The 19,395-nt window shown below is 68.1% G+C and carries 20 protein-coding genes; 8 read left to right on the plus strand and 12 right to left on the minus strand.

Annotated elements, in window-relative coordinates; genetic code table 11:
* Positions 1–34: 34 nt before the first annotated feature.
* From H488_RS24010 to H488_RS24045, 9 genes are all read right to left on the minus strand, one after another.
* A complete protein-coding gene (locus H488_RS24010; RefSeq protein WP_017832677.1) occupies positions 35–1,141 on the minus strand; it encodes a hypothetical protein in 1,107 nt (368 codons plus the stop codon).
* Positions 1,142–1,556: 415 nt separating this feature from the next.
* Complete coding sequence (locus H488_RS24015) at positions 1,557–1,988, minus strand: DUF4913 domain-containing protein (RefSeq protein ID WP_017832678.1); 432 nt, start codon at positions 1,986–1,988, stop codon at positions 1,557–1,559.
* Positions 1,989–1,991: 3 nt separating this feature from the next.
* Positions 1,992–3,800, minus strand: a complete 1,809-nt coding sequence (locus tag H488_RS24020) for a type IV secretory system conjugative DNA transfer family protein (RefSeq protein ID WP_017832679.1) — start codon at positions 3,798–3,800, stop codon at positions 1,992–1,994.
* Positions 3,797–5,551: a hypothetical protein gene (locus tag H488_RS37395; RefSeq protein ID WP_017832680.1), complete on the minus strand. Its 1,755-nt coding sequence runs from the start codon at positions 5,549–5,551 to the stop codon at positions 3,797–3,799. The genes H488_RS24020 and H488_RS37395 overlap by 4 nt, the downstream gene beginning before the upstream one ends.
* Positions 5,551–7,065, minus strand: coding sequence for an SCO6880 family protein (locus H488_RS24030; protein WP_017832681.1), 1,515 nt, complete (start codon positions 7,063–7,065; stop codon positions 5,551–5,553). The genes H488_RS37395 and H488_RS24030 overlap by 1 nt, the downstream gene beginning before the upstream one ends.
* Positions 7,046–8,893, minus strand: a complete 1,848-nt coding sequence (locus H488_RS35995) for a type IV secretion system protein (RefSeq protein WP_017832682.1) — start codon at positions 8,891–8,893, stop codon at positions 7,046–7,048. Before H488_RS35995 ends, H488_RS24030 begins: the two co-directional genes overlap by 20 nt.
* Positions 8,886–9,635: a hypothetical protein gene (locus tag H488_RS24035; RefSeq protein WP_017832683.1), complete on the minus strand. Its 750-nt coding sequence runs from the start codon at positions 9,633–9,635 to the stop codon at positions 8,886–8,888. The genes H488_RS35995 and H488_RS24035 overlap by 8 nt, the downstream gene beginning before the upstream one ends.
* A gap of 42 nt (positions 9,636–9,677) precedes the next feature.
* Positions 9,678–9,977, minus strand: coding sequence for a hypothetical protein (locus tag H488_RS24040; RefSeq protein WP_017832684.1), 300 nt, complete (start codon positions 9,975–9,977; stop codon positions 9,678–9,680).
* Entirely contained in the window at positions 9,974–10,606 is a 633-nt protein-coding gene (locus H488_RS24045; RefSeq protein ID WP_017832685.1) for a DUF6668 family protein, read from the minus strand. The genes H488_RS24040 and H488_RS24045 overlap by 4 nt, the downstream gene beginning before the upstream one ends.
* Positions 10,607–10,735: 129 nt before the next feature.
* Here H488_RS24045 and H488_RS0118130 point away from each other — a divergent pair, with 129 nt between their 5' ends.
* From H488_RS0118130 to H488_RS24070, 6 genes are all read left to right on the plus strand, one after another.
* Positions 10,736–10,999 (plus strand): helix-turn-helix domain-containing protein, encoded by a 264-nt coding sequence (locus H488_RS0118130; RefSeq protein WP_190274501.1) that lies wholly within the window; start codon positions 10,736–10,738, stop codon positions 10,997–10,999.
* A 10-nt stretch (positions 11,000–11,009) separates the two neighbouring features.
* Complete coding sequence (locus tag H488_RS37085) at positions 11,010–12,491, plus strand: hypothetical protein (protein WP_150110311.1); 1,482 nt, start codon at positions 11,010–11,012, stop codon at positions 12,489–12,491.
* Between the two features lie 33 nt (positions 12,492–12,524).
* Positions 12,525–13,643, plus strand: coding sequence for a transglycosylase SLT domain-containing protein (locus H488_RS24055; protein WP_017832689.1), 1,119 nt, complete (start codon positions 12,525–12,527; stop codon positions 13,641–13,643).
* On the plus strand, positions 13,640–14,221 hold the full coding sequence (locus tag H488_RS24060; RefSeq protein WP_017832690.1) for a hypothetical protein: 582 nt from the start codon (positions 13,640–13,642) through the stop codon (positions 14,219–14,221). Before H488_RS24055 ends, H488_RS24060 begins: the two co-directional genes overlap by 4 nt.
* Positions 14,222–14,284: 63 nt before the next feature.
* Complete coding sequence (locus H488_RS24065; protein ID WP_017832691.1) at positions 14,285–14,503, plus strand: hypothetical protein; 219 nt, start codon at positions 14,285–14,287, stop codon at positions 14,501–14,503.
* A gap of 164 nt (positions 14,504–14,667) precedes the next feature.
* The gene (locus tag H488_RS24070; protein ID WP_017832692.1) at positions 14,668–16,281 is read left to right on the plus strand and encodes a replication initiation protein; all 1,614 of its coding nucleotides are present in this window, start codon (positions 14,668–14,670) and stop codon (positions 16,279–16,281) included.
* Between the two features lie 81 nt (positions 16,282–16,362).
* Here H488_RS24070 and H488_RS24075 read toward each other — a convergent pair whose 3' ends face one another.
* Together H488_RS24075 and H488_RS24080 are read right to left on the minus strand one after the other, a co-directional pair.
* The gene (locus H488_RS24075) at positions 16,363–16,995 is read right to left on the minus strand and encodes a Fic/DOC family protein (RefSeq protein WP_017832693.1); all 633 of its coding nucleotides are present in this window, start codon (positions 16,993–16,995) and stop codon (positions 16,363–16,365) included.
* The gene (locus tag H488_RS24080) at positions 16,988–17,185 is read right to left on the minus strand and encodes an antitoxin VbhA family protein (protein ID WP_017832694.1); all 198 of its coding nucleotides are present in this window, start codon (positions 17,183–17,185) and stop codon (positions 16,988–16,990) included. The genes H488_RS24075 and H488_RS24080 overlap by 8 nt, the downstream gene beginning before the upstream one ends.
* 285 nt (positions 17,186–17,470) lie before the next feature.
* On the opposite strand from H488_RS24080, the gene H488_RS24085 reads away from it, so the two are divergent.
* Positions 17,471–18,241 carry a ParA family protein gene (locus H488_RS24085; protein WP_031282607.1) on the plus strand — a complete coding sequence of 257 codons (771 nt, stop codon included), beginning with the start codon at positions 17,471–17,473 and terminating at the stop codon, positions 18,239–18,241.
* Complete coding sequence (locus tag H488_RS24090; RefSeq protein WP_017832696.1) at positions 18,238–18,585, plus strand: hypothetical protein; 348 nt, start codon at positions 18,238–18,240, stop codon at positions 18,583–18,585. The genes H488_RS24085 and H488_RS24090 overlap by 4 nt, the downstream gene beginning before the upstream one ends.
* 470 nt (positions 18,586–19,055) lie before the next feature.
* Here H488_RS24090 and H488_RS24095 read toward each other — a convergent pair whose 3' ends face one another.
* Positions 19,056–19,385 carry a histone-like nucleoid-structuring protein Lsr2 gene (locus H488_RS24095; RefSeq protein WP_017832697.1) on the minus strand — a complete coding sequence of 110 codons (330 nt, stop codon included), beginning with the start codon at positions 19,383–19,385 and terminating at the stop codon, positions 19,056–19,058.
* Positions 19,386–19,395 lie beyond the last annotated feature (10 nt).

The following is a 19,395-nucleotide window of genomic DNA, read 5'->3' on the forward strand; positions in this document are numbered from 1 at the left end:
GAATGATGGGCGGAAAACGACCGGCAGGATCCGGTCAGGCCACGACCCTGACAGTCGCTGTACTGGTGCCACCGGCGGCGGAGACGACCATGACCGTGGCCGGCGGTGCATCGAGAGCAAAGGCCCCAACCGGGCCGGACAGCCCGCCACGCCCGGTAACCGTCAGCGCCGGGGCGCCGCTCTGGTCACTGGAAGTGGCGCTGACGGTAAGCGTCTGGTTGGTGCTGTCGTAGTCGGCCTGGGTGATCTCCACGGCATCGGTGACCCCCGCGGTCACCGGCAGAGCAATGGGATCGGTCAAGTTGGTCACGGTGACCTGCGTCGGAACCGTGTTGCCCGCGGACATACGGAAGAGGTAGTTGGGGGTGTTCCCGCCCTGCAGGAGCGTCTGCGGCCCACCGTCGAGGGATGCCCCGAGTTGCTGTCCGGGGATAGATCGGGCGAACACCTCCACCGTCACCGTCCCCGACGCCGCTCGGCCGTAGATCGCGCGGGTGATCTCCACCCCGTGGATCGTGGCGATTCGGCCCTGCAGCACGAATTGGTCCGTGTAGACCTTGTCCGGGTTCCCAGGATCATTCGGATCTGAGTCACCCCCAGCTGTACCCGCTCCGGGGCCATCCACCAGGGCGAAGTCGGTGTTGAACGGGCTGCCCGTGATCGTGTGCTCGGTGGCGCCGTCACCGATGTAGCCCTCGGGAAGTGCGGGGTCGGGGGTCCACCGCAGGAAAGGGGCGATCTGTCCGCCCAGAGCCCCGGTGAACTCCAACGGGGTCAGGCCGATGTCTTCCGTGGCAGTCACCCGGCCCCTGTCATCGGTGGTGGCCTGGACCGTGCCGTACGGGTGCGTGAGCGTGTACGTCGTCTCGGGGCGGCCGTCGCGGACCCGGAACCGGATGCGTCCGAAGACGATCTGCTGGCCATCCGCCACGCCTTCGGTGGCGAAGGTCGCCTCCAGGGCCAGGATCACCCTTACTTCCCCGTCCTGCCCACCTCCACCCAGAGGCAGCTCCGCCTCCGCGGTCATGTAGAACGACTCGCCTGGGAAGTCGGCGATGCCCCGCAGCGTCCCGCTCTCATCCAGGCCAGCGATGACCGGGGTGTTCGGGTCATCGCGTTGCCACGCCAGATCCAGACGCATGCCCGTGGCGTCTTCGTACCACAGTGGATAACCCGTCCGGGGATCCGTAGGTCCTACTTCACTTAAACGCTCCATATTTCCTGGCACCGCACACCCCACGATCGCACAAGCATTTACAGAAGGTATATGCAAATCAAAATAGAGGGAAAACGGCTCGTGACCTGCTGTTACGTAGTCACAGTGGCATAAACACCGAACAGTAATATCGCTCCTGGAGAGGGCTTTGATTACTTGCTGGTTTATTAAAATCACATGACAACAAATTGGTTTCAATCTCTACGCATCGGCGCCTCCAGGCGACGAACGTCCATCCGTGACCGAGTTCGTAACCACTCCTTCAACTCCTGCTCCAGCTCAGTGGACTCCTACCCGTTCAGAGACCCATGACCGAAACTGGGGAGTAGGTATGGGCCGCTTACTCGAAAAGCCCGGCTGGGGGAGGATCCAGCGGAAGCGGTATCCCCTTCGGCGCATGCATCCTAGGGGTGCAGCCGTGGAAGGGGCCTTTCTCGTCGAAGAGTGACCGCATAGTGGGATCGGCGTAGTCGCGCCACCACACCGCCAGCCCGGTGGTGGGGTCGGTGCGCAGATTCTCCCAGGCCCGCCAGAGGCCGGTGAGGCGGCTGACGGCTTCTTCGTGGCGCCACCATTGGGCGCACCAGGTGAAGGTGGTGGCCCGGCCGGCGAGGTCGATGTCGCGCCGGTACTGGTAGGCCAGGTGTTCGGTGACGAACTCGGCGACGTTCGCATAGACGAGCTCCCGCTCCCCCTCCCCCGGTTCGGCTTCCTCGAGGGGTTCGTCGTCGATGTCGTCGTGACTGCTGGTGCGGCGGGCACCGATGTCCATGGGCTACTCCTTCACCAGGGCCGCCCACCGGTTGCCCGTGGGTGCGGTCGGGCTCGGCTCAGCCCCCTGGAGCTCGGGTGCGGGCTCTGCTGCAGTGGGGGTGTCGGTAGGTGCGTTGTGTGCGGCTTCTGAAGCCGCTGCCGCGTCGGCGTAAGGGCGTGCGCTGACGGGGACGGTGCGCAGCAACACGGCTCGTGCCCCGGAACCGAGCATCACGGCCCTGCCCTTGGGCAAAGCCGCGAGGTCGGCTACGGAGAGGATGTCGTCGGTGGCGTCCTGCCGGGAGGTGGACCCACTGTCCTTCTGCCTCGAAGAGGACACCGAGGTATAGGTGTACTTGCCGATCAGCTCCGAGAGCATCTTGAGGAAGCCCTCTTCCTTGACGTTGCCGCCGTAGGTGACGACGTTGGCCGTGGAGAACAGCTTGCGCATCCCGGATTCGCCCCACACGTCCACGCCCTGGGACCAGGACTGCAAGAACGTGGAGACCACGATGCCCCGCGACCCGTAGTGGCTGTAGAGGTCGGGCAGGTTCGCCCACCGGCACACGTTGGCGGCCTCATCAAGCACGCACATCATCGGGGTGGACAGCCGGCCCCCGGCCTGGGTGACGGCGTGTTCTTCGGCGGCGGTTACGGTGGCCACGGTCAGGGCGGTCACCAGGGGCCCGGCGGTGCCGGCGCCTTCCTTGGACAGGGCGTAGAGGGTGTGCTTGCCGGCCACGAACGCCTGGGGGTGAAACTGGGGGCGGTCATCGTCCGGGCCCGTGGGGTTGACCCAGGCGGCGATCTTCTCGTTCTTCAGGCACGCGGCCATCTGCAGGGCGGTGGAGTAGACGCTGCCCCGGTACTTCTCGGGCTGGCGGATGGTGCTGGCCACCGAGTCGGCCTCCTTGGACCACCCGTGGGCGTCGAGGAGTTTGGCGGGGGTGTCGTCGGTGGAGCGGGTCAGCCAGTAGTGCACGCGCTCGATGGGCTCCCCACCGACGGCCGCGGCCAGGAGCAGTCCGGCCAGCAGGTCCTTGCCGGCGGAGTCGAAGTGGGCATCACCCATCTTGGCCCCTGCGGGTCGGGAGCCGATGGAGAAGTTCGTGGCCATCTCCGCAGCCCGTTCACTGTCGGTGACGTAGGTCAGTGGGTTCCACCACCAGGTCGGTTTCTCCCCGGCGACTCCTTGGGGGTCGAAGACCCAGACGTCGCCGCCTTCGGCGCGGATGTCGCGGGTGAGGTCGGAGAGGTCGCGTTTGTTGGAGGTGGCGATCACCGGGCCCGGGGCCTCGATGATGGAGGGGGCGGCCTGGGAGGTGGTCTTGCCGGTGCGGGTGCCCCAGATGTGCAGGAGGGTGTCCTCCCAGGAGGCGTAGAGCGTGTGCCCGCCGCGGACCATCTTCCCGAGCATCACCCCCGGGGCCTCGACGCCGAATCGAGCGGCCTTGGCGCGCGCCTGCTTCTCGGTGAAGGGGGCGACGTCGCGGACGGTGGCCATGCGCGGTGCGGCACGGTCGTGCTTCACGACCTTCTGGGCTTTCTGGTGGCGTGTGAAGGCCCACAGCACGAACAGTGCTGCCGCCACCAGACCGAGGGTGGCGGCCAGGATGATCTCAGTGGTGCGCCACGGGAGGTCTTCGGTGACCACGCCCAGGGACCGTTCCCAGTACCCGGTGGGCAGCGGGTCGGTGCGCGGAGTGAGGGCATGTCCGGCGGTGTTCACCACGTAGAGGATCGCGGGGATACCGACCTGGGCGAAGAGCAGGGTAAGCAGCAGGGCGACTTCCCCGCCGCCGGCCTTGTACTTGCGGTCCAGGGAGCTCATCGTTCGCCCCTCTCCTGAGCGGCACGGAACTTGGCCTCGTGCCACTTCTTCTCGGTGTCGTGGACCTGGGAGCGGCGTTCGGTGGGGGTGAACTCCATCGAGAACGGGATGCCGGCCCTGGCACCGACCTTGATGAAGAACTTCCCCTGGCCCGGCGGCGGGGAGGTGGTGCGGTCGTCGAAGTACCATTCCCGGTTCTCGGGGTCTTCCAGCCAGGCCCGCAGCTCGGCCTCGTTGATGGCCGATGCGTCGGTGGGGGTGTACACGTCGTCGTTGGTGTACTGGATCTCCTCGTCCCCCCGGCGGTTCCAGGCGGGCGGGTCCTGCCAGGCGGCGAGCTGTTCCTGCTCGCGCATCGACAGCGGCACGGACTCGGTCAGCAGCGGCATCTCCGATTTGGCCAGCCCGCCGAGGATCTTGATCCCGCAGCGGTCCATGATGCCCTTGGCCTTCGCCCGGTCCTCCTCACCGCGCACGGCCATCAGGTCAGACGGGGTGTGGGAGGCCATGATCTGCCCGACCCCCATCTCCCGGTTCAGCCGGGTCAGGGCGTTGACCTGATCGACGATGCCGGGCCCGGCCGCCAGGGTGTTCCACAGCTCATCGAGGATGAGCAGGAACCTCTGCCGGGCGATCACCCCGTCATCGGCGAGCATGTTGGAGGTCCGCACCGTTCCAGTCCCGATGGACCAGCACGCCAACAGCGTGGCCGCCCGCAGATCGGACTCGGACTGGGAGATCCGCGAAAGGTCGAAGACCATCGGCCTCGAGGCGTCGATCCGGTTGGTGGAGGGGCGGGCGAACATCTGCCCGAAGGCCCCGGTCCCGCACAAGGAGTTCAGCGAGGACTCCAGACCCTCCGTGATGGCCTCGTAACGCTCATCGTTGCCGCGATCCAGGGACACCTCGCGCACCTCGACCGGCTTGTCCTTGAGCACCTGGCGCAGGTCAGCCATGACCGGGACCGTGCCGAACTCGGCGTGGCGGGCCTCCAGGACGGTCAGGCACCGATCCAGGATCTGATCCTCACGCTCGTCCAGCGGCTTCTTGCGCAGAATCGCGATCAGGGACCGGATCAGGTCGAACCGCCGGGTGTGCAGATCGGCCAGCAGCTCCTCCGCCTTCGCAGCAGAGAGCAGCTTGGCCGCTGCCACCGCGCCGGCGTCATCGAGCGGGTTGATGTGCCCGACCCCGCGGCCCAGCGGCAGCACGGCCCCGCCGAGGGCTCCGATCATGGCGACGTGTTCGCCCTTGATGTCTCCGAGCACCATCGGCCACACCCCGAAGGCGGCCAGCCCGATGGCCATCCGCCGCAGCAGGGAGGACTTGCCCAGCCCCGGGTTGGCCATGATGAAGGCCGAGGGGTTGGCGATCACCCGCAGCTTCTGGAACCAGGAGATCGGATCACAGCACACCGGCTCCCCCGACAGCAGGTTGCGCCCCAACGGCACCCCCTCCAACGGGGAGCCACCACCCATGGGGAAGGGGAAGAGTCCGCAGACCTGATAGTTGGTGCCGCGCATCTCCCGGATCGGGTGCAGCAGCTGCGCCTCGCCCAGTCCCCGGCCCTTGTGGCCCCGCGGGCCCGGGCGACGGGTGGAGGAGGCAGCAACCGAGGTGCTGCCGGTGCGCTTGGACTTAGCGAAGACCTTGCCCAGCTTCGTCCGGGCGAAGGCACGGTCCAGGACGGTGGTTGAGGCGTTGCCCCGGCTGGCCGGGAGGATGATCTCGTCTCGTTGCTTCTGCTTCATCACAGGGCGTTCCTCACGGTCGACGGCAGGGCCAGGTGGTCGGGAATCACGACACCCAACGGCAGGCCGGCGGCGAAGGTGGAGTCCTGGGCGCCGTAGGCCTCCTCCAGGCGGATCCGCGCCGAGGTGCCGAGGTTCTCGATGATGGCTTCGGCCTCATCCAGCTCGCCCTTGGAACGCACCGTGGCGGTGACGACGAGCCCGAAGTTCAGCAGCCCGGCCCCATCGGCCTCCTCGGCAGCGGTGGCCTGGGCGGCGCGGGTCTCGCGGGTGTCCCGGGCGGTGGCGCGGTTGCGGGAGGAGGCGTTGAAGGTGGCGGTGTTGATATCCGTTTCCACCATCTGCGCGGCCCGGGCGGGGTCGATGGGGCGGTAGAGCAGGGTGACGCGCTTGCGCACCAGCTCCGGGTTCGGGGCGATCAGGGCTTGGAGCACGTTGGCCTGGACGGTCGAGCGCGGGGGCACGGACATCGCCCAGGACTTCGACCAACAGTTGTTGTGGTGGTAGCAGTCCCAGAAGGTGTCGGCGGCCTGGGGGCCGACCTCACTCCAGTCCAGTTCCGGGGCCACCCCCTGGGCGTGGGCCCGGTCGAAGAGGATTGCCTCGGCCGGGTCGTAGGCCACCCGGATGACCTCGCACAGCTGCTGAGCGGTCAGTGGGGCGGCCACCCCGGCCCCGGTGTCGTTCAGGGACAGGGTGAGGTTGGGCAGCCGCGCCGCCAGGTCATCGGCGACCTCTTCCGGCTTGCGGATGCGCCCGCCGGCCCGCACGGAGGCTTTGAAGGTCACCGCGATGTAGGCCCGGGTGACGGTGGCGCCGGTGGGCAGCATCTGCACGGACTCGTTGATGACGTCGCGGGCGAAGACCGGGGCATCGGGGCTCATGCGGGCCTCGATCTTCCGGGCGAGGCGGTACCCGGAGTCCGGGGCGGTCTCGATCGTCACCGAGGCCGCGGTGAGCCCCGGTTCGTCGGTGAGCATGCCCAGCCAGTGCGCCCAGCGGTCCACCCACCGGTTGATGTGCTCCTGGTCGACCATGCCCCCGCCGTCGGGCTCGGAGGAGAACACCACGGTGTAGTGGTGTTTCTGCGGGACCTCGAGCAGTGCGAAGGGGCGGCCGTAGCCGTCGACGTGCTCGGTGATCTTGGATCGGGCCGAGATCCCGGGCAGCTTCGTGGTGCCTGAAGGCACCCGGGACACGGGGCCGGCCCGGTAGACGTTGGCGCCGGAGTAGACGGCGTTGGCCCACCCGGCGCGCCGGACGATGCGCTCGATGAGGGTGCGGCCGTGCTTGTTCTTCTGCATGGACAGGGCGATCAGGACCAGGATCACTGCTTCGAAGGCCAGGGCCACCAGCCACAGGTTGAGCATCATCAGCAGGATCCCGCCGACCACCCCGCCGATCAGCAGCACGGTGCCGGCGGTGGAGAGCCCGGCCAGGCCCTTGGAGGTCGGGGTGCGGAAGTTGCCGTACACCCGCGGACGGTTCTCGGTCTTAGCTTCGGTCTGCGCCATCAGGGCGGCCCTCGTTTCCGGTCTCGTTGGCGATCTGCGCCTTGAACGCACGTGCCTGTTGCTGGGCGGCCTTCGCCGCCTGTCTTGGGCCGGTGGGGCCCGTGGGACGGGCCCCGGAGCGTTCCGGTGCTGCACCAGCACCGGACCCCGGCGTGGGACGAGCCCCTGTCCCAGCTCCGGCGCGAGGTGCCGCCCCGGTGCCGGGGGCCGGTTGCGCCCCGGTCCCCGCAGAGGACCTCTGCGCACCGTCCTGGCCGGGGGTGCCCGTGGCGGACGCTCCCGCCGCTCCGGTGCTTCCGCCGGTGCTGGAGGTGCCCGCCTTCGCGCTGGACTCGGTGGCCTGGGAGACGGCTTCCCCGGTCTTCTGCACGGCGTTGGCGGCCGCCATGCCCGCAGCCACCGGTGCCGCCGCTGCACCCGCCGCCGCAGCACCAGCGGAGCCCGCCGTGCCCGTGGCACTGGCCCCAGCGGTGCCACTGGCCCCACCTGCAGCCGAGGACGGACCCGCAGGCGCGGAACCCGACCCGCCCTTCAAGGGCGATGTGGAGGAGGAAGCGGAGGAAGAGTCAGAGCCGAACCCGCGTCCCGAGCGAGCCAGGTGGGAGGCTCCCTGCGGGATCGCCGCGCCCATTGCCGCGATGCCCAGCGCCCCGCCGCTGCTACCGCCGGAGGAGGACATCGAGCCCAGCACGGGGCTGAGGAACCCGATGAGCACGGGCAGGGCGAACACGGAGGCGACGATCATCATCAGCCCGGCGGCGAACTGGATCAGCCCGCTGCCGGAGTCCTCCCAGACCCCGGTGGTGGACATCTTGATCGCCAACCCGTAGATCAGGGCGGCGGCGGGCTTGTAGAAGGCGAAGGCCAGGGTCCAGGCGATGACCTTCTGGAAGAAGTTCTTGCCCGTCTCGGTGTTCAGGAACGCGGCGGAGAGTGGCAGGATCCCGGCCATCAGGAACAGCATCCCGGTGCGCAGCACCATCAGCATTAGCTGGATGATGTTCACGATGATCGCCACGACCCCGCCGACGATGATCAGGATGACGTTGCCGCCCAACCACACCGGATCCGCCGCCCCAGTACTGGTGGCGTTGTCCAGGGCCAACAGCTTGAGCACATCGGTCTGGAAGTCCTCCCCGATGGCCGAGTCGATGATCTGCACGGCCAGGGCGTCGGTGCCGGCCACCAGGACGTTGAGGATCGTCACCCCGGAAGCGGTCACTACGGCCAGGGTGAGCAGATTCTTCAGCAGGTCCCGGGCCGGTTCGGCGCGCTGGGTCCAGGCCATCTGGGCCCCGGCGATCATCACGCTGAGTGCGGCCACGGCCAGGGTGAGGTAGAAGGTCTGGTCCTGGATGAACCCCACGGACCCGGACAGGTTCGGCGCCCGGGCCGGGACGAGGAAACCGATCAGGCTGGTGGCTCCACCGATCAGCGCCGCCCCGGAGGCCAACACGGTGGCCGTGTTGACCAGGCCGGCCCCGTCGCCGCGGCGGGCGTTGGTGGCCAGGATGATGCCCAGGAACAGCACCCCGAACACGCACACCCCCAGCCAGATCCAGCTCGCGTAGCTCAGCAGTAGATCGATGTAGGCGTTGAACTCCCCACGAACCGGAGCCTGCGAGGCGGGTGCGCTGTCGCTGGTGAGGTTCGCGCTGCCGATCCTCGTCCACATCGACCCCAGGGAGGCGATCGTGTCGACCACCGCAGCGGTCACGCCGTCCGCGATCTGATCCAGGGCATCTCCGGCCGCCCCAGTCAGGGCATCACTGATGCCCTCCTTCGTCTTGCAGACGCCGTCCCAGAAGCCGCATTCCTGCTCAGCCATTGCCGGGGCCCCACGCGATGTAGCCGCTTAGGTCCGAGACGCGCCCAGAGACGGGGCCACCACTGCCGTCGTCATCAAAGGCAAAGCGCCAGTCCCCTTCATGCCACACGAGGTTGCCACCGGTGGTGTTGTACACCTTCTCTGATCCGTCATCGCCGGCCAGCACAACCTCCACGGTGGCCGTGTCCCCGGTGTAGGAGAGAAGCCGGAAGCCGGCGACCTGCACAGGCACTGACGTGTTATCCCCTCCTGCGATCCGTTGCTGGATCTGCCCGATTGCAACGTCCTTGCCGGGGCCCTCCATGCCGAGCAGGCGTGTGGTCTCCAGTAGCAGCTCGGGGTCGCCACTGGCTGTCAGCATGTTCGTGGCGGCGAGGAGTGCCCCTTCGGGGGTGTGGGAGTAGCAGGAGCGGACGCCGGTGGACTCATCCACGGTGCCAGGCCCGTGCTCCTCCGAGGACGGTGCGTAGATCGCGCCCAGGGCGGTCCATTCGACGTCCTCGGGTGCCTTCGTGAGGGTGGTGCCGCCGGTGGCGTCCAGGCCGCACACCGACTCCCCGTCCGAGACCGGTTCGGCGGTCGTGGCCGGTGCCGGGGCGGCTTGGGTGGGTTCTTCGCCGTCGGGCCATAGCCACAGGACGATGCCCAGCACGATCAGCATCGCGACGAGGACGGCTGAGATGAGGAAGCGGGGGGCCTTCCACCAGGTGTTGTTGTCGTCGGTCTCGATCTGGTCTGTCACCTGCTGCTCCTTGGGTGGGGGTGTTCCTCGGGATGCCTACGGTCATGCTCCGGAGATGAAGGAGAGGATCGAGGCGCCGCCGGAGATCAGGGCCACGGCCAACACGATCTTGATGATCCCGGAGACCTCCTCGGTGGTCTCTCCACGGCGGGCGTCGAAAGCCATCTTTCCGCCGACCACCAGCAGCCCCAGCACGGCGATGCCCAGGGCGATCCACTTGCCGACACCGACCATGCGGTTCCAGGTGTCGCCGATCCCGGGAGGGGCCAGCGGGTCGGAGTCGGGCAGGGCGGCCGGCAGTGCCAGCACGGTGTCCTGTGCAGCCAGTACGAGGTCGATCATTGGGGGGTCCTCTCAGAAAGTGCTTCATCGGCTGCCTCACCGAGGGCGGTGAGGACTTTTCTCGGCTCCCGGGCCATGGACTCCCAGTCCACGGTTCCGGTGAGCCGGAGCTCTTCGATCCAGGGCACCACCCAGGTGGAGGGCACACCACCGGAGATCACCCGGGTCGCTGCGACCAAGGACTTCGGGGTGCGGCCCGGGGCATCAGCCACCAGGACCAGGCCTTGGAGATCCACATCGGGGTGGGCGCCGGCCGCCCAGTCGCGGGCGGCGAGACGGGCGGCATCGAGGCCCCGCTTGTTCTGCCGGGCCACGAGGAAGACCGGCGCGGGGGCGTGCTGGATCTCCTCATCAAGGCGGGCGGGCCACCGGTGGTGGCAAGCAGTGCCGCCGAGCAGTTCGGCCAGCACGGACTCCCCGGCCCCACCGTGGACACCGAGCCAGAACACGTCATGGGCGTCGGTGAGAAACCGCCCCAGTCGCCCCTCGTCTTCGGAGAGCCCGGTCACGCCTCGCTGGGGTCCCGAGGCGCCGCGGAGGACCGTGACGGTCTCCTCGGTGACGTCTTCGAAGAGGGGGTGAACCGGGGTCGGCCCAGGTGAAACCAGGTCTGACCAGCGGTTGTCCATCACATCTCCTCACGGGGGCTCGCCTAAGCTTGAGGATGTATCCACTAAACAACTATTGGGGGGAATAGACAGTGCTAGTGAACTTGAGCATTACTATAGCCACTCTTGTGTACTATGGCGAATGCGTGGATGGAGGTGGTTGTGGTGGCTGATGCGCTCGACCGGCTCTTTGAGGGCCTGCCGGAACGCCTCGGCATCGATGACCTCACCAAAGTCCTCGGGCTGGCCGACCGCACGGTCACCTACCGCTGGCTGCGCGACGGGATCGTGCCGGCGATCAAGCTGGGGAAGACCTGGCTGATCCTGCGCGATGACATCAAGGATCATCTGCGCGCCAACTACAACGTCCCCCATTCCACCGACGATGACGGGACACCACCAAACCAGGAGTAGGGAGAGCACCATGGCTCAGGCATTAGAGCGGCCGGTCTGCACCGCGAGGATCGCCGCCGACGACAGCGTGGAAGTGACCGTCGACCGGGTCCCCTACGAGTTCGCCTCGATGCCGGCAGCCATCGCCCACGTCGTCTCTATCGCCGATGACCTGGGCCGACCGGTGAAGCTGACGGCCATCGACCCGGCCTCGATGACCGAGCCGGAGACGCGACTGATCGTCGCCGCGGACGGATCCGTGACCGCAGATGCCAGTGCCTCGGCCAAGAAACGACCCTCCCGTGGAGGCTCTTCACGTGTTGTCACAGTCGACGACCTCCTACCGGAGCCTGAACAGACGACACGCCCGGTAGCGGCCACCGAACCAACCGCTGACCCGAGCGAACACCAGCCCGCAGAATCTTCCATCGACGCGGAGACCCCGCAGACGCTTCCCGAGGCCGATGTCCCCCATTCAGGGGACGCATCCGAGCTCTCAGACGCGGACCCACGGCCAGAGACCACCGCGGGCGACACGCCCGCCGACGACCCGGCGCCCAGCAGCTCCACACCGACCCCGGTCGTCGCCGAGGCCGGAGATCTCCGCCTGCAGCTGCGCCGGGAGACGGCCACGGATCAGCCCGAATCCCCCGCCCGCCACGGCTGGCGAGGATGGTGCAACCAGAGGCTTGGACTGTCCCTGGCGGCCTCGGCCGCCGAGCAGGCGTCTCGTGCCCGCCGTGTGCGGATCCAGCGGCCCCTGGAGACCCACCGCACGGTGGCGGTGCTCCAGCTCAAGGGCGGGGGCGGGAAGACCACCACCGCCTACCACCTGGCCGCGACCGCCGGGCGGGTGCGCGGGGGCAACATCCTGGCCGGGGAGTTCAACGAGAACCAGGGCACCCTGGCCGAACGATCCCTGGCCGGCGGCCACGACCGCACCACCCTGGACCTGATCCGCAATCTGGAGACCGTCACCCGCCGCACCGCCGACCTCGTGCGCTACGTGCGCCCCCAGGGCGACGACCGGATCCACGTGCTCGCCTCCCCACCCGAGGGCACCGACCGCACCCGGGTGGACGGACGCTCCGTACGGGCCGCCCATGAGACGCTGCGGTCCCTCTACAGCCTGATCCTGCTCGACACCGGCAACTCCGCCCAGTCCTCCACCTGGCGCGCCGCCGTGGATGTCGCGGACTCCCTCGTGCTGGTGGCCCACAACCGCGAAGACGACGCCCGGCTGCTGGAAGCCACCGTGGCCGCCGTCGCCGCCGAGGGCCACGGGCAGAAGCTGGCCCGGTCCGTGCTGGTGGTCTCCAACACCGCCACCAACAACACCGAACGCCTCACCCGCCTGCGCGAGTACGCCCAGGCCGTCGGGCTGGCCGGGACCGTGGTCATCCCCTTCGACAAGTCCCTCCAAGAAGGACGCGCCTTCCACTACGACGCCCTGCACCCAGCCACCGTGCGGGCTTACGAGGAGGCCACCGCCACGCTGATCGACCAGCTCTGACCCGCAGACCTCCCATCCCCCCAGGAGGCTGTGATGTCGGCTGGATCCCCCCGTGCCCTCGGCGCCGTCGTGGCGCTGCTGCTCGTCTTCGCCATCGGCTCGATCGTGGCCCTAGCCGTGCTCGTCGCCACCCTGGCCGAAGACGAAGAACAGGCCTCAGCCAACTCCTGCACCGTCACCGCCGTCACCACGGGCAACGACAGCGGCCAGCAGCGGGCACCGAACATCCCCAACGGCTGGGCACCACTGGTCGAGGACGCCGCCCGGACCGCCGGGCTGCCGGTGAGCGTGGTGGCGGCACAATTGGCCCAGGAATCCGGGTGGACCCCGGACGCCACCAGCCCGGCCGGCGCCCAAGGCATCGCCCAGTTCATGCCCGCCACCTGGGCCACCTACGGCAACGGCGGGGACCCCTTCGACCCCGACGACGCGATCCCCGCCTACGGCCGCTACATGGCCGCCCTCAAGACCGACGTGCGACCGATCGCCGGGGAGGACGCCGGTGAGCTCGTGCGCCTGACCCTGGCCGCCTACAACGCCGGCCCCGGGGCCGTGGAGCAGCACCAGGGGGTGCCGCCGTACCAGGAGACCCGCGACTACATCGACACGATCCTGGACACCGGCCAGTCCCAGTTTTCCGCCCACTGCCAGGCCCCCACCGGGGCCCTGGCCTGGGACGGAGACCTGGGCGAGGGCGAGTGGACCACCCCGCTGCCCGGGGGCGTGTTCACCTCCGGCTACGGCGGCCGCGCCCTGGCTGGAGTCCCCGGGTGGGCCAACCAGCACGAGGGCGTGGACATCGCCACCCCCGGAGCCGGCAACGGCCGCGGTGGGGTCGTCGTCGCCCCCACGTCCTTACGGATCACCGGGTTCAACGCCACCGACGGGTGCGTGATCGCCAAGGAGAACGGGGACGACCCCGACTTCGGCTTCGCCTTCTGCCACCTGCACTCCTGGGATGTGGCCAAGGGCCAGAAGCTCAAACGCGGTGACGTCATCGGTACCGAGGGCAATCGCGGACGCTTCGGCATGGCCACGCACCTGCACTTCGAGATCTACAAACCCGACGCCCCGGAGATGGTCTTCCCTTACCAGGGGCACAACCTCGACCCCGAGCCCATCCTCAAACAGAAAGGAGCATGGCCGGAATGACCCGACACCGCCTGATCACCGCCCTGGCCCTGTGCCTGCTGCCCTTGACCGCCTGCGGGCCCGAGGGAGCACAGCAGACCAGCGAGCAGACCACCGCTCCTGCCACGGCTACGCCCTCCCCCACCGAGCTCACCCCCGGGGAAGGTACCTTCCCCGACCCGGACACCGTGGAGCGCAGCGACGTGGAGGCCACCGCCGAAACCGCCGCGCTGATGCTGCACTCCTGGGACACCGCCACCGACCGCACCCAAACCGCCGCCGCGATCCGCGCCAAACCGTTGATGTCCCAAGAGTGGGCCGACCACCAGGTCGAGCCTGAACGCAACGGCAACCAGGCCGCCTGGCTGGAACCCGCTGAGCACCAGGCCTACAGCGCGCCCAGCCTCGTGCCGGCTGTCGGAGACGTCTCCCGCGACGTCGCCAAGGACAAAGCCATCCGCGCCTACGACCTCACCTGGCGATGGATCAGCCGCGACGACCACCAGATCGAGGCCACCGGCCAACGCCAAGTCGTCATCTACCTCGAGAAGCACAACGGCCAGTGGGACGTTGTGGGCCACCAATCCCATGACCTGTAGCGATCCGACCGACACACCCACGAACTTCTAGCGCTAGTACAAGCAATGTGAGAGGGTGGGCGTATGACGGAGTACACACCGCCCAAGCTGCTCGGGAAGCGAGTGGCGTTCAGCATGCGCGTCCTGCCCGAGCAGCACCGCCGTGCGGCGGAGAAGGCAGCTGCTCTCGGGCTGTCCCAGGCGGACTACGTCGGCGCTTTGATCGACCGTGACCACGGATTGCCGAATGCGATAGATGATCGGCAGAACGCTGAGGAGCTCCCCATCACCAAAACCGCTTAAACGACTGACGGCCCGCCGTGGAGGGCGGGCCGTCGAAGTCAATCAGCTGTCGTGAGTTTGGCGACCTAGAACAGCTGGTTCAACAGAAACTGGATGAGAACTGCATATGAACCCATTACCAGGGGACCGTTGTGTCCCCTAGTGTACCTGAGGCGCGTCCGCAAGTGGACCCCGCCTTACTCGACATTGCCCTTTTTTGCCCCGAGACCCCGGCCCGCCGGTTCCTGGCGCACCACCGAATCGAGTACTTCCGGTGCGGTCAGACCAAGTCGCAGGCGTTCCCGAACCGTGGGCGACCTGCTGGTGACTTCGCGTTCATCCAACTCAATCCGGCCGATTGGTTGAACTTCCTCGTCGTGGACGTCGATGACGAGGACGCGTTGTTGAACTTGATGCACCCGGCCGTGCCCGAGCCGACCTGGATCATCGAGAACCCGCAGACTGGTCATGCCCAGGCCGGGTGGGCGATCGAACCGGTCTACCGGGGCGAGGGTGCTCGGCCGGGTCCAATCCGCTACGCGGAGGCGGTGCAGCGGGCCCTAGACCGGCTGGTGGACGGTGACCCGTGCTTCACCCGGTACCTAGTGCGCAACCCAGCCGCTGCGTTCCCGGCCGGGCGCGTGTGGTGGGGCCGCAGAACCAGCCCATGGTCCCTAGGGGATCTCAAGGCGCACATGGCCGAGTACACCGACCCGTTCCACGACGAGGCCATCGACGGGCCAGCAGCACCGGCCTGGGACCCGGGCACGCCCCTGCTGGGACAGTCCGGCATCCCGCGGGTCCCGGTGGTGGACACCGCGACGGAGGTGGGGCGCAACACCGCGGTCTTCCGCGCTACCCGCCGGTGGCTGTGGGACCAGCGGCAGGCCCGCCAGCAGACCCCGACGGAGGCCGCCTCGATCGCCCACGCTAGGGCGCTCAACGCCCAGCTGCCCCACCCCCTGGCTGATGGGGAGGTGACGTGTCTGGCGCGCTCGGCCGTACGTCAGGTCAACGCCGGCAAAGGACGCCCTACCTCCACCAGCGGCTCTGATGCGGCACACGAGTACCTGTCCCGGATGGGACGGCGCGGTGGGAAGGCGAGGACCGAGGCCAAGGTGCGGGCGGCGGCGGACAACGCCGCCCACGCCCGCCAGGCCCGCACCGACCGTGCGGGGCAGCTGCGGGCCCAGGCTGTGCGGTTGCGGGCGGCAGGGGCGACCTATCGGGCCATCGCTGAGGCCGTGGGGCGTACCGCCCGCACCGTGATGGCCTGGCTGAAGAACGCGCCCATCTACAACACCGTGGGAGAGGGTGAAGTTCTCCAAGCAACAGGTATTGGTTCCGCCCCCCAGGTGTGCCCCGCCCCCTCCCCTAGCCTAGAAGTGCCCCCCGGACCTGCAGATGAAGAGGATGCCCCCGTGACGAGTGAACCCGCCTACCAGTGGCCCGAAGGCGTCCTGCCCGGAGAACCAGACCCCGACTTCCAGGACCGGCTCCTCCCTGAGCACCGCGGCCTCACCCTCTGGGTGCCCCTGGACTACCTGGAGGATCATCCCATTGGCTCCGGGTACTGGTCTTTCACGACCGCCTCTGACTACTGGGAGACAGTCAAGGACGGGCCGTTCCACGGCGCTGCGCTGGGTGGCCGAGAACTGCATGTCACTGAAGTGGGTGCCCGGGTAGGCGAACTCCACGGACTGCGCTTCCCACACCTGACCGCGGTTTCCTATGAGGTCACACGAGTTACCCGCGACTCCCGGTGGTCAGCACGGTTCCCCGGTTACATCGTCCACTGACGCGTCGCGTCCAAGGTCAGTGTCACAGTGCTCTCAGGAACTTCGCTGTCCCCGGGCCTGTCCGAGCGCTAGCTGGTCCGGTCAGGAACGCGGCCGACGGCGGCGAGGTGCGGGAGTGAGGATCACCGCGAACATCTCCTGCAAGGCAGCGAGGTCATGGTCTTCGGCTGCGGCACGGGACGCAGCGTCGTTGACCGCCCCGGTGATCTGGGTCCAGTCCAACCACCAGCCGGCGGCTACCGCCAGACGATCGAAGAAGAAGCGCTGGGTGCGCCCGTTGCCCTCCCGGAACGGATGCAGATAGTTGACCTGGTCGTAGTGAAAGGCCAACCGTTCGATGAACCGGTCCCGATTCAGGTGCTGCAGGTAGCGGTCCTGGCGGAGCTGATCGAAGACGAAACCGGCCGAGCGGGGGATCATCGACACCGGCAGGAACGGCTGCGCCCCCGGGACCGTCTTGCGCAGATCCACGGTGCGCAGCTGCCCCGCCCAGGGATAGACGTCCTGGAACAGGTGACGGTGAATGGCTTGCAGCTCGACCAGATCTCGGGTGGGCGCCGGTGGATGGCGCCACAGCTGCACGGTGCGGACTGCCACCAGGTCAGCTTCCGCGGCGGCGAGCTCTACGGCGGTGCGGGCGCCGATCAGATTGGTCAGAATCCCGGTGTGCGGGTCCAGATACGGATCACGGTGCGGGCCGGGGGCCTCACTCAAGGCCGTAGCGGGCGCGCGTGCGCCGAACCAGCTCCTCGACCTCGAGCCCACCCTCGGCGAAACGATCCAGCTCCGCACGGGTCGCGGCAGTGACGTGAAGTCCTTCCATGCCAGCACTGTGCACCACGGAGGCCACCTGCTGTGCCCGGTCTACCTCGAGAGCCGGTGGCAGAATGTGCTGCTGCGCCATGGAACCTCCCCGGTGGTGTGTTGGGCCGTGCTATGCGCTCTAGTCTACCAAGCGCCCCTGACCAGCACCTGGCGTCATACGCGCCGGGGATGCCAGCCTCGGTTGCGAGACGTACTTTCTGGTCCAACATCCCTGTCCACGACGACACCCCAGAAGCATGATCTGTATAATAAATGGTAGATAGCTAGCTAGTGAGCATGCTAGATAACTACCTAGTTAGCTGGATAGGGATCCAGCTAACTAGGTAGGTGGCTTGATGGCCCGCGAGCTTGATAGCTTGAAAGCATGCAAACCCTCATGGTGTACAGCGAATCCGGTGGAGTCACTAAGACCACTACCGCCGTCTCCCTAGCAATGGTCGCCGCCGCCGAGGGGCGTCGAGTCGTCCTCGTTGACCTCGACCCCCGCGCGGCCTCCACTAAGTGGTTCGGAGTGCAGCCCTCGGCGGAAGGAATGCATGTCGGAGCGATCCTGGGCGATGAGAATCCTGAAGGCTGGGCCGAGGATCTCGCGGTGCCGAGTGGGTGGCACCCGAACCTCCGGGTCATTCCCTCGGCTCGCAACGTCTCCAACCGAGAAGCCGACCGGGCCGATCACGCGGAGCTGCGGCTGAAGATCTCCCTGACCGGCCTTCAGGCGGATGTGGTGGTCATTGACTGCCCGAACCGGCAGGGTGGGCCGTTGACGCTGTCGGCTCTGAATGCGGCGGACACCGTGGTCTACGCCGCCACCGCCACCAGTGACGGCATCGACGGGGTGGACGGGGCGAGGCGCACGGTGGCCCAGTTCCGTCGGCACCGCCAGCAGCTCGGCGCCCCGGACACCCTGACCGAGGCCGGCATCGTCGTCGGTGGAGTGAAAGAGACGATCATGAGCCGGGCGGCGGTGGCCAGCCTCGAGGAGCTCCGTGCCACCGGGTTGTTCCTGGAGCCGTTGATCCCGGACCGGGCCATCGTCCAGGAGGTGCGGATTTCGGGGGAGTGGTACGGCCAGTACCGCAAGGGCGCCCGGGTCCTGGATGCCTACACCGCGATCGCGAAGAAGGTGCTGCGATGACCGAGCAGCCCGAGCGTCCCGCCTCGCTGGCCCGTCGCCGGCCCCGCCCTGCCCCGGATGAGCACATCGACCCGGTCGACTACACGCCCCCACGCGCTACCTCACCCCAGTCCGCGACACCGGTGGTGTCGTCCCCGCCGGTGCAAGCGGCACCGGCGGCGGAGCCCACGGCCGCGCCTAAGCGTGGGCGTGGCCGGCCGCGCCGGGAACCCACGATCCAGCTCGGGGTGCGGGTGGCCCAGGACGTCTCCGATCTGATTGAAGAGCTCACCGAGCACGATGGCACCGCCCGTGCGGTGATCGAGAACGCGGTGCGCGCCTACGCCCAACAGCTCAACCGATAACACCCGGACCCCGGTAGGGGAGGGGACTGGCTGCGGGCGGCTTTCCCATGGTCGGCGAGGAAGGAACCCGGCTCACCGTTGAAGGTGGGCCGGGTTCTCTCATTCTTTGGACAGGCGGCGGGATGGGGCGGGTGGTTCCGTGGGTCTTCGAACGACGCAGGTGCCCGCGCTCGGTCCGAAAGCTGCCAAGGCCAACCCCCAGCGAGGGCAATTCTCAGGCGCCAAAGGGGCGACCAACGCGGTCCAGGCTGGACGCGGGGCGTCCCGGGGGCACCGTGGCCGGGAACGGACCGTCAGCCCGTCACCGGCTGCTGATCGTGCGGAGGGGTCACGGTGAGGGCCCTCGTGCTCGAGCCCTGCCCTGAGACGTTCCCCGGTGATGCCGCGGCCGTGGCCGCAGGCATCAAGATCCCGCTGTCGCGGAGCACCCGGATAGGCCCGAGGGCGTGTCCGGGTGGGGGAGTGGGGGTCTACTGGGCGGCGTAGTAGGCGTCCTTGACGGACTGGTGGATGCGGCCGCGGTCGGAGACCTCGTAGCCGTTCTCCTTAGCCCAGGCCCGGATCTTCGCCGTCTCCGGGTTCCCCCCGGTGGAGGAACGGGTCCCGGTGGTCCGGGCGGGCTTGCCCTGGGCCCGTCGGCCGGCGGCGGCGTAGGGGCGCAGGGCCTCCCGCAGCTTCTCCGCGTTATTGGTGGAGAGGTCGATCTCGTACTGTCGGCCGTCCAGGCCGAATTGGAGGGTCTCATCGGCGGGGCCGCCCTCGAGGTCGTCCTCCAGAATGATCTGCACGCTCTGGGCCATCACAACACCT

The organism is Kocuria sp. UCD-OTCP (assembly GCF_000349605.1).
GTDB lineage: Bacteria > Actinomycetota > Actinomycetes > Actinomycetales > Micrococcaceae > Kocuria > Kocuria rosea.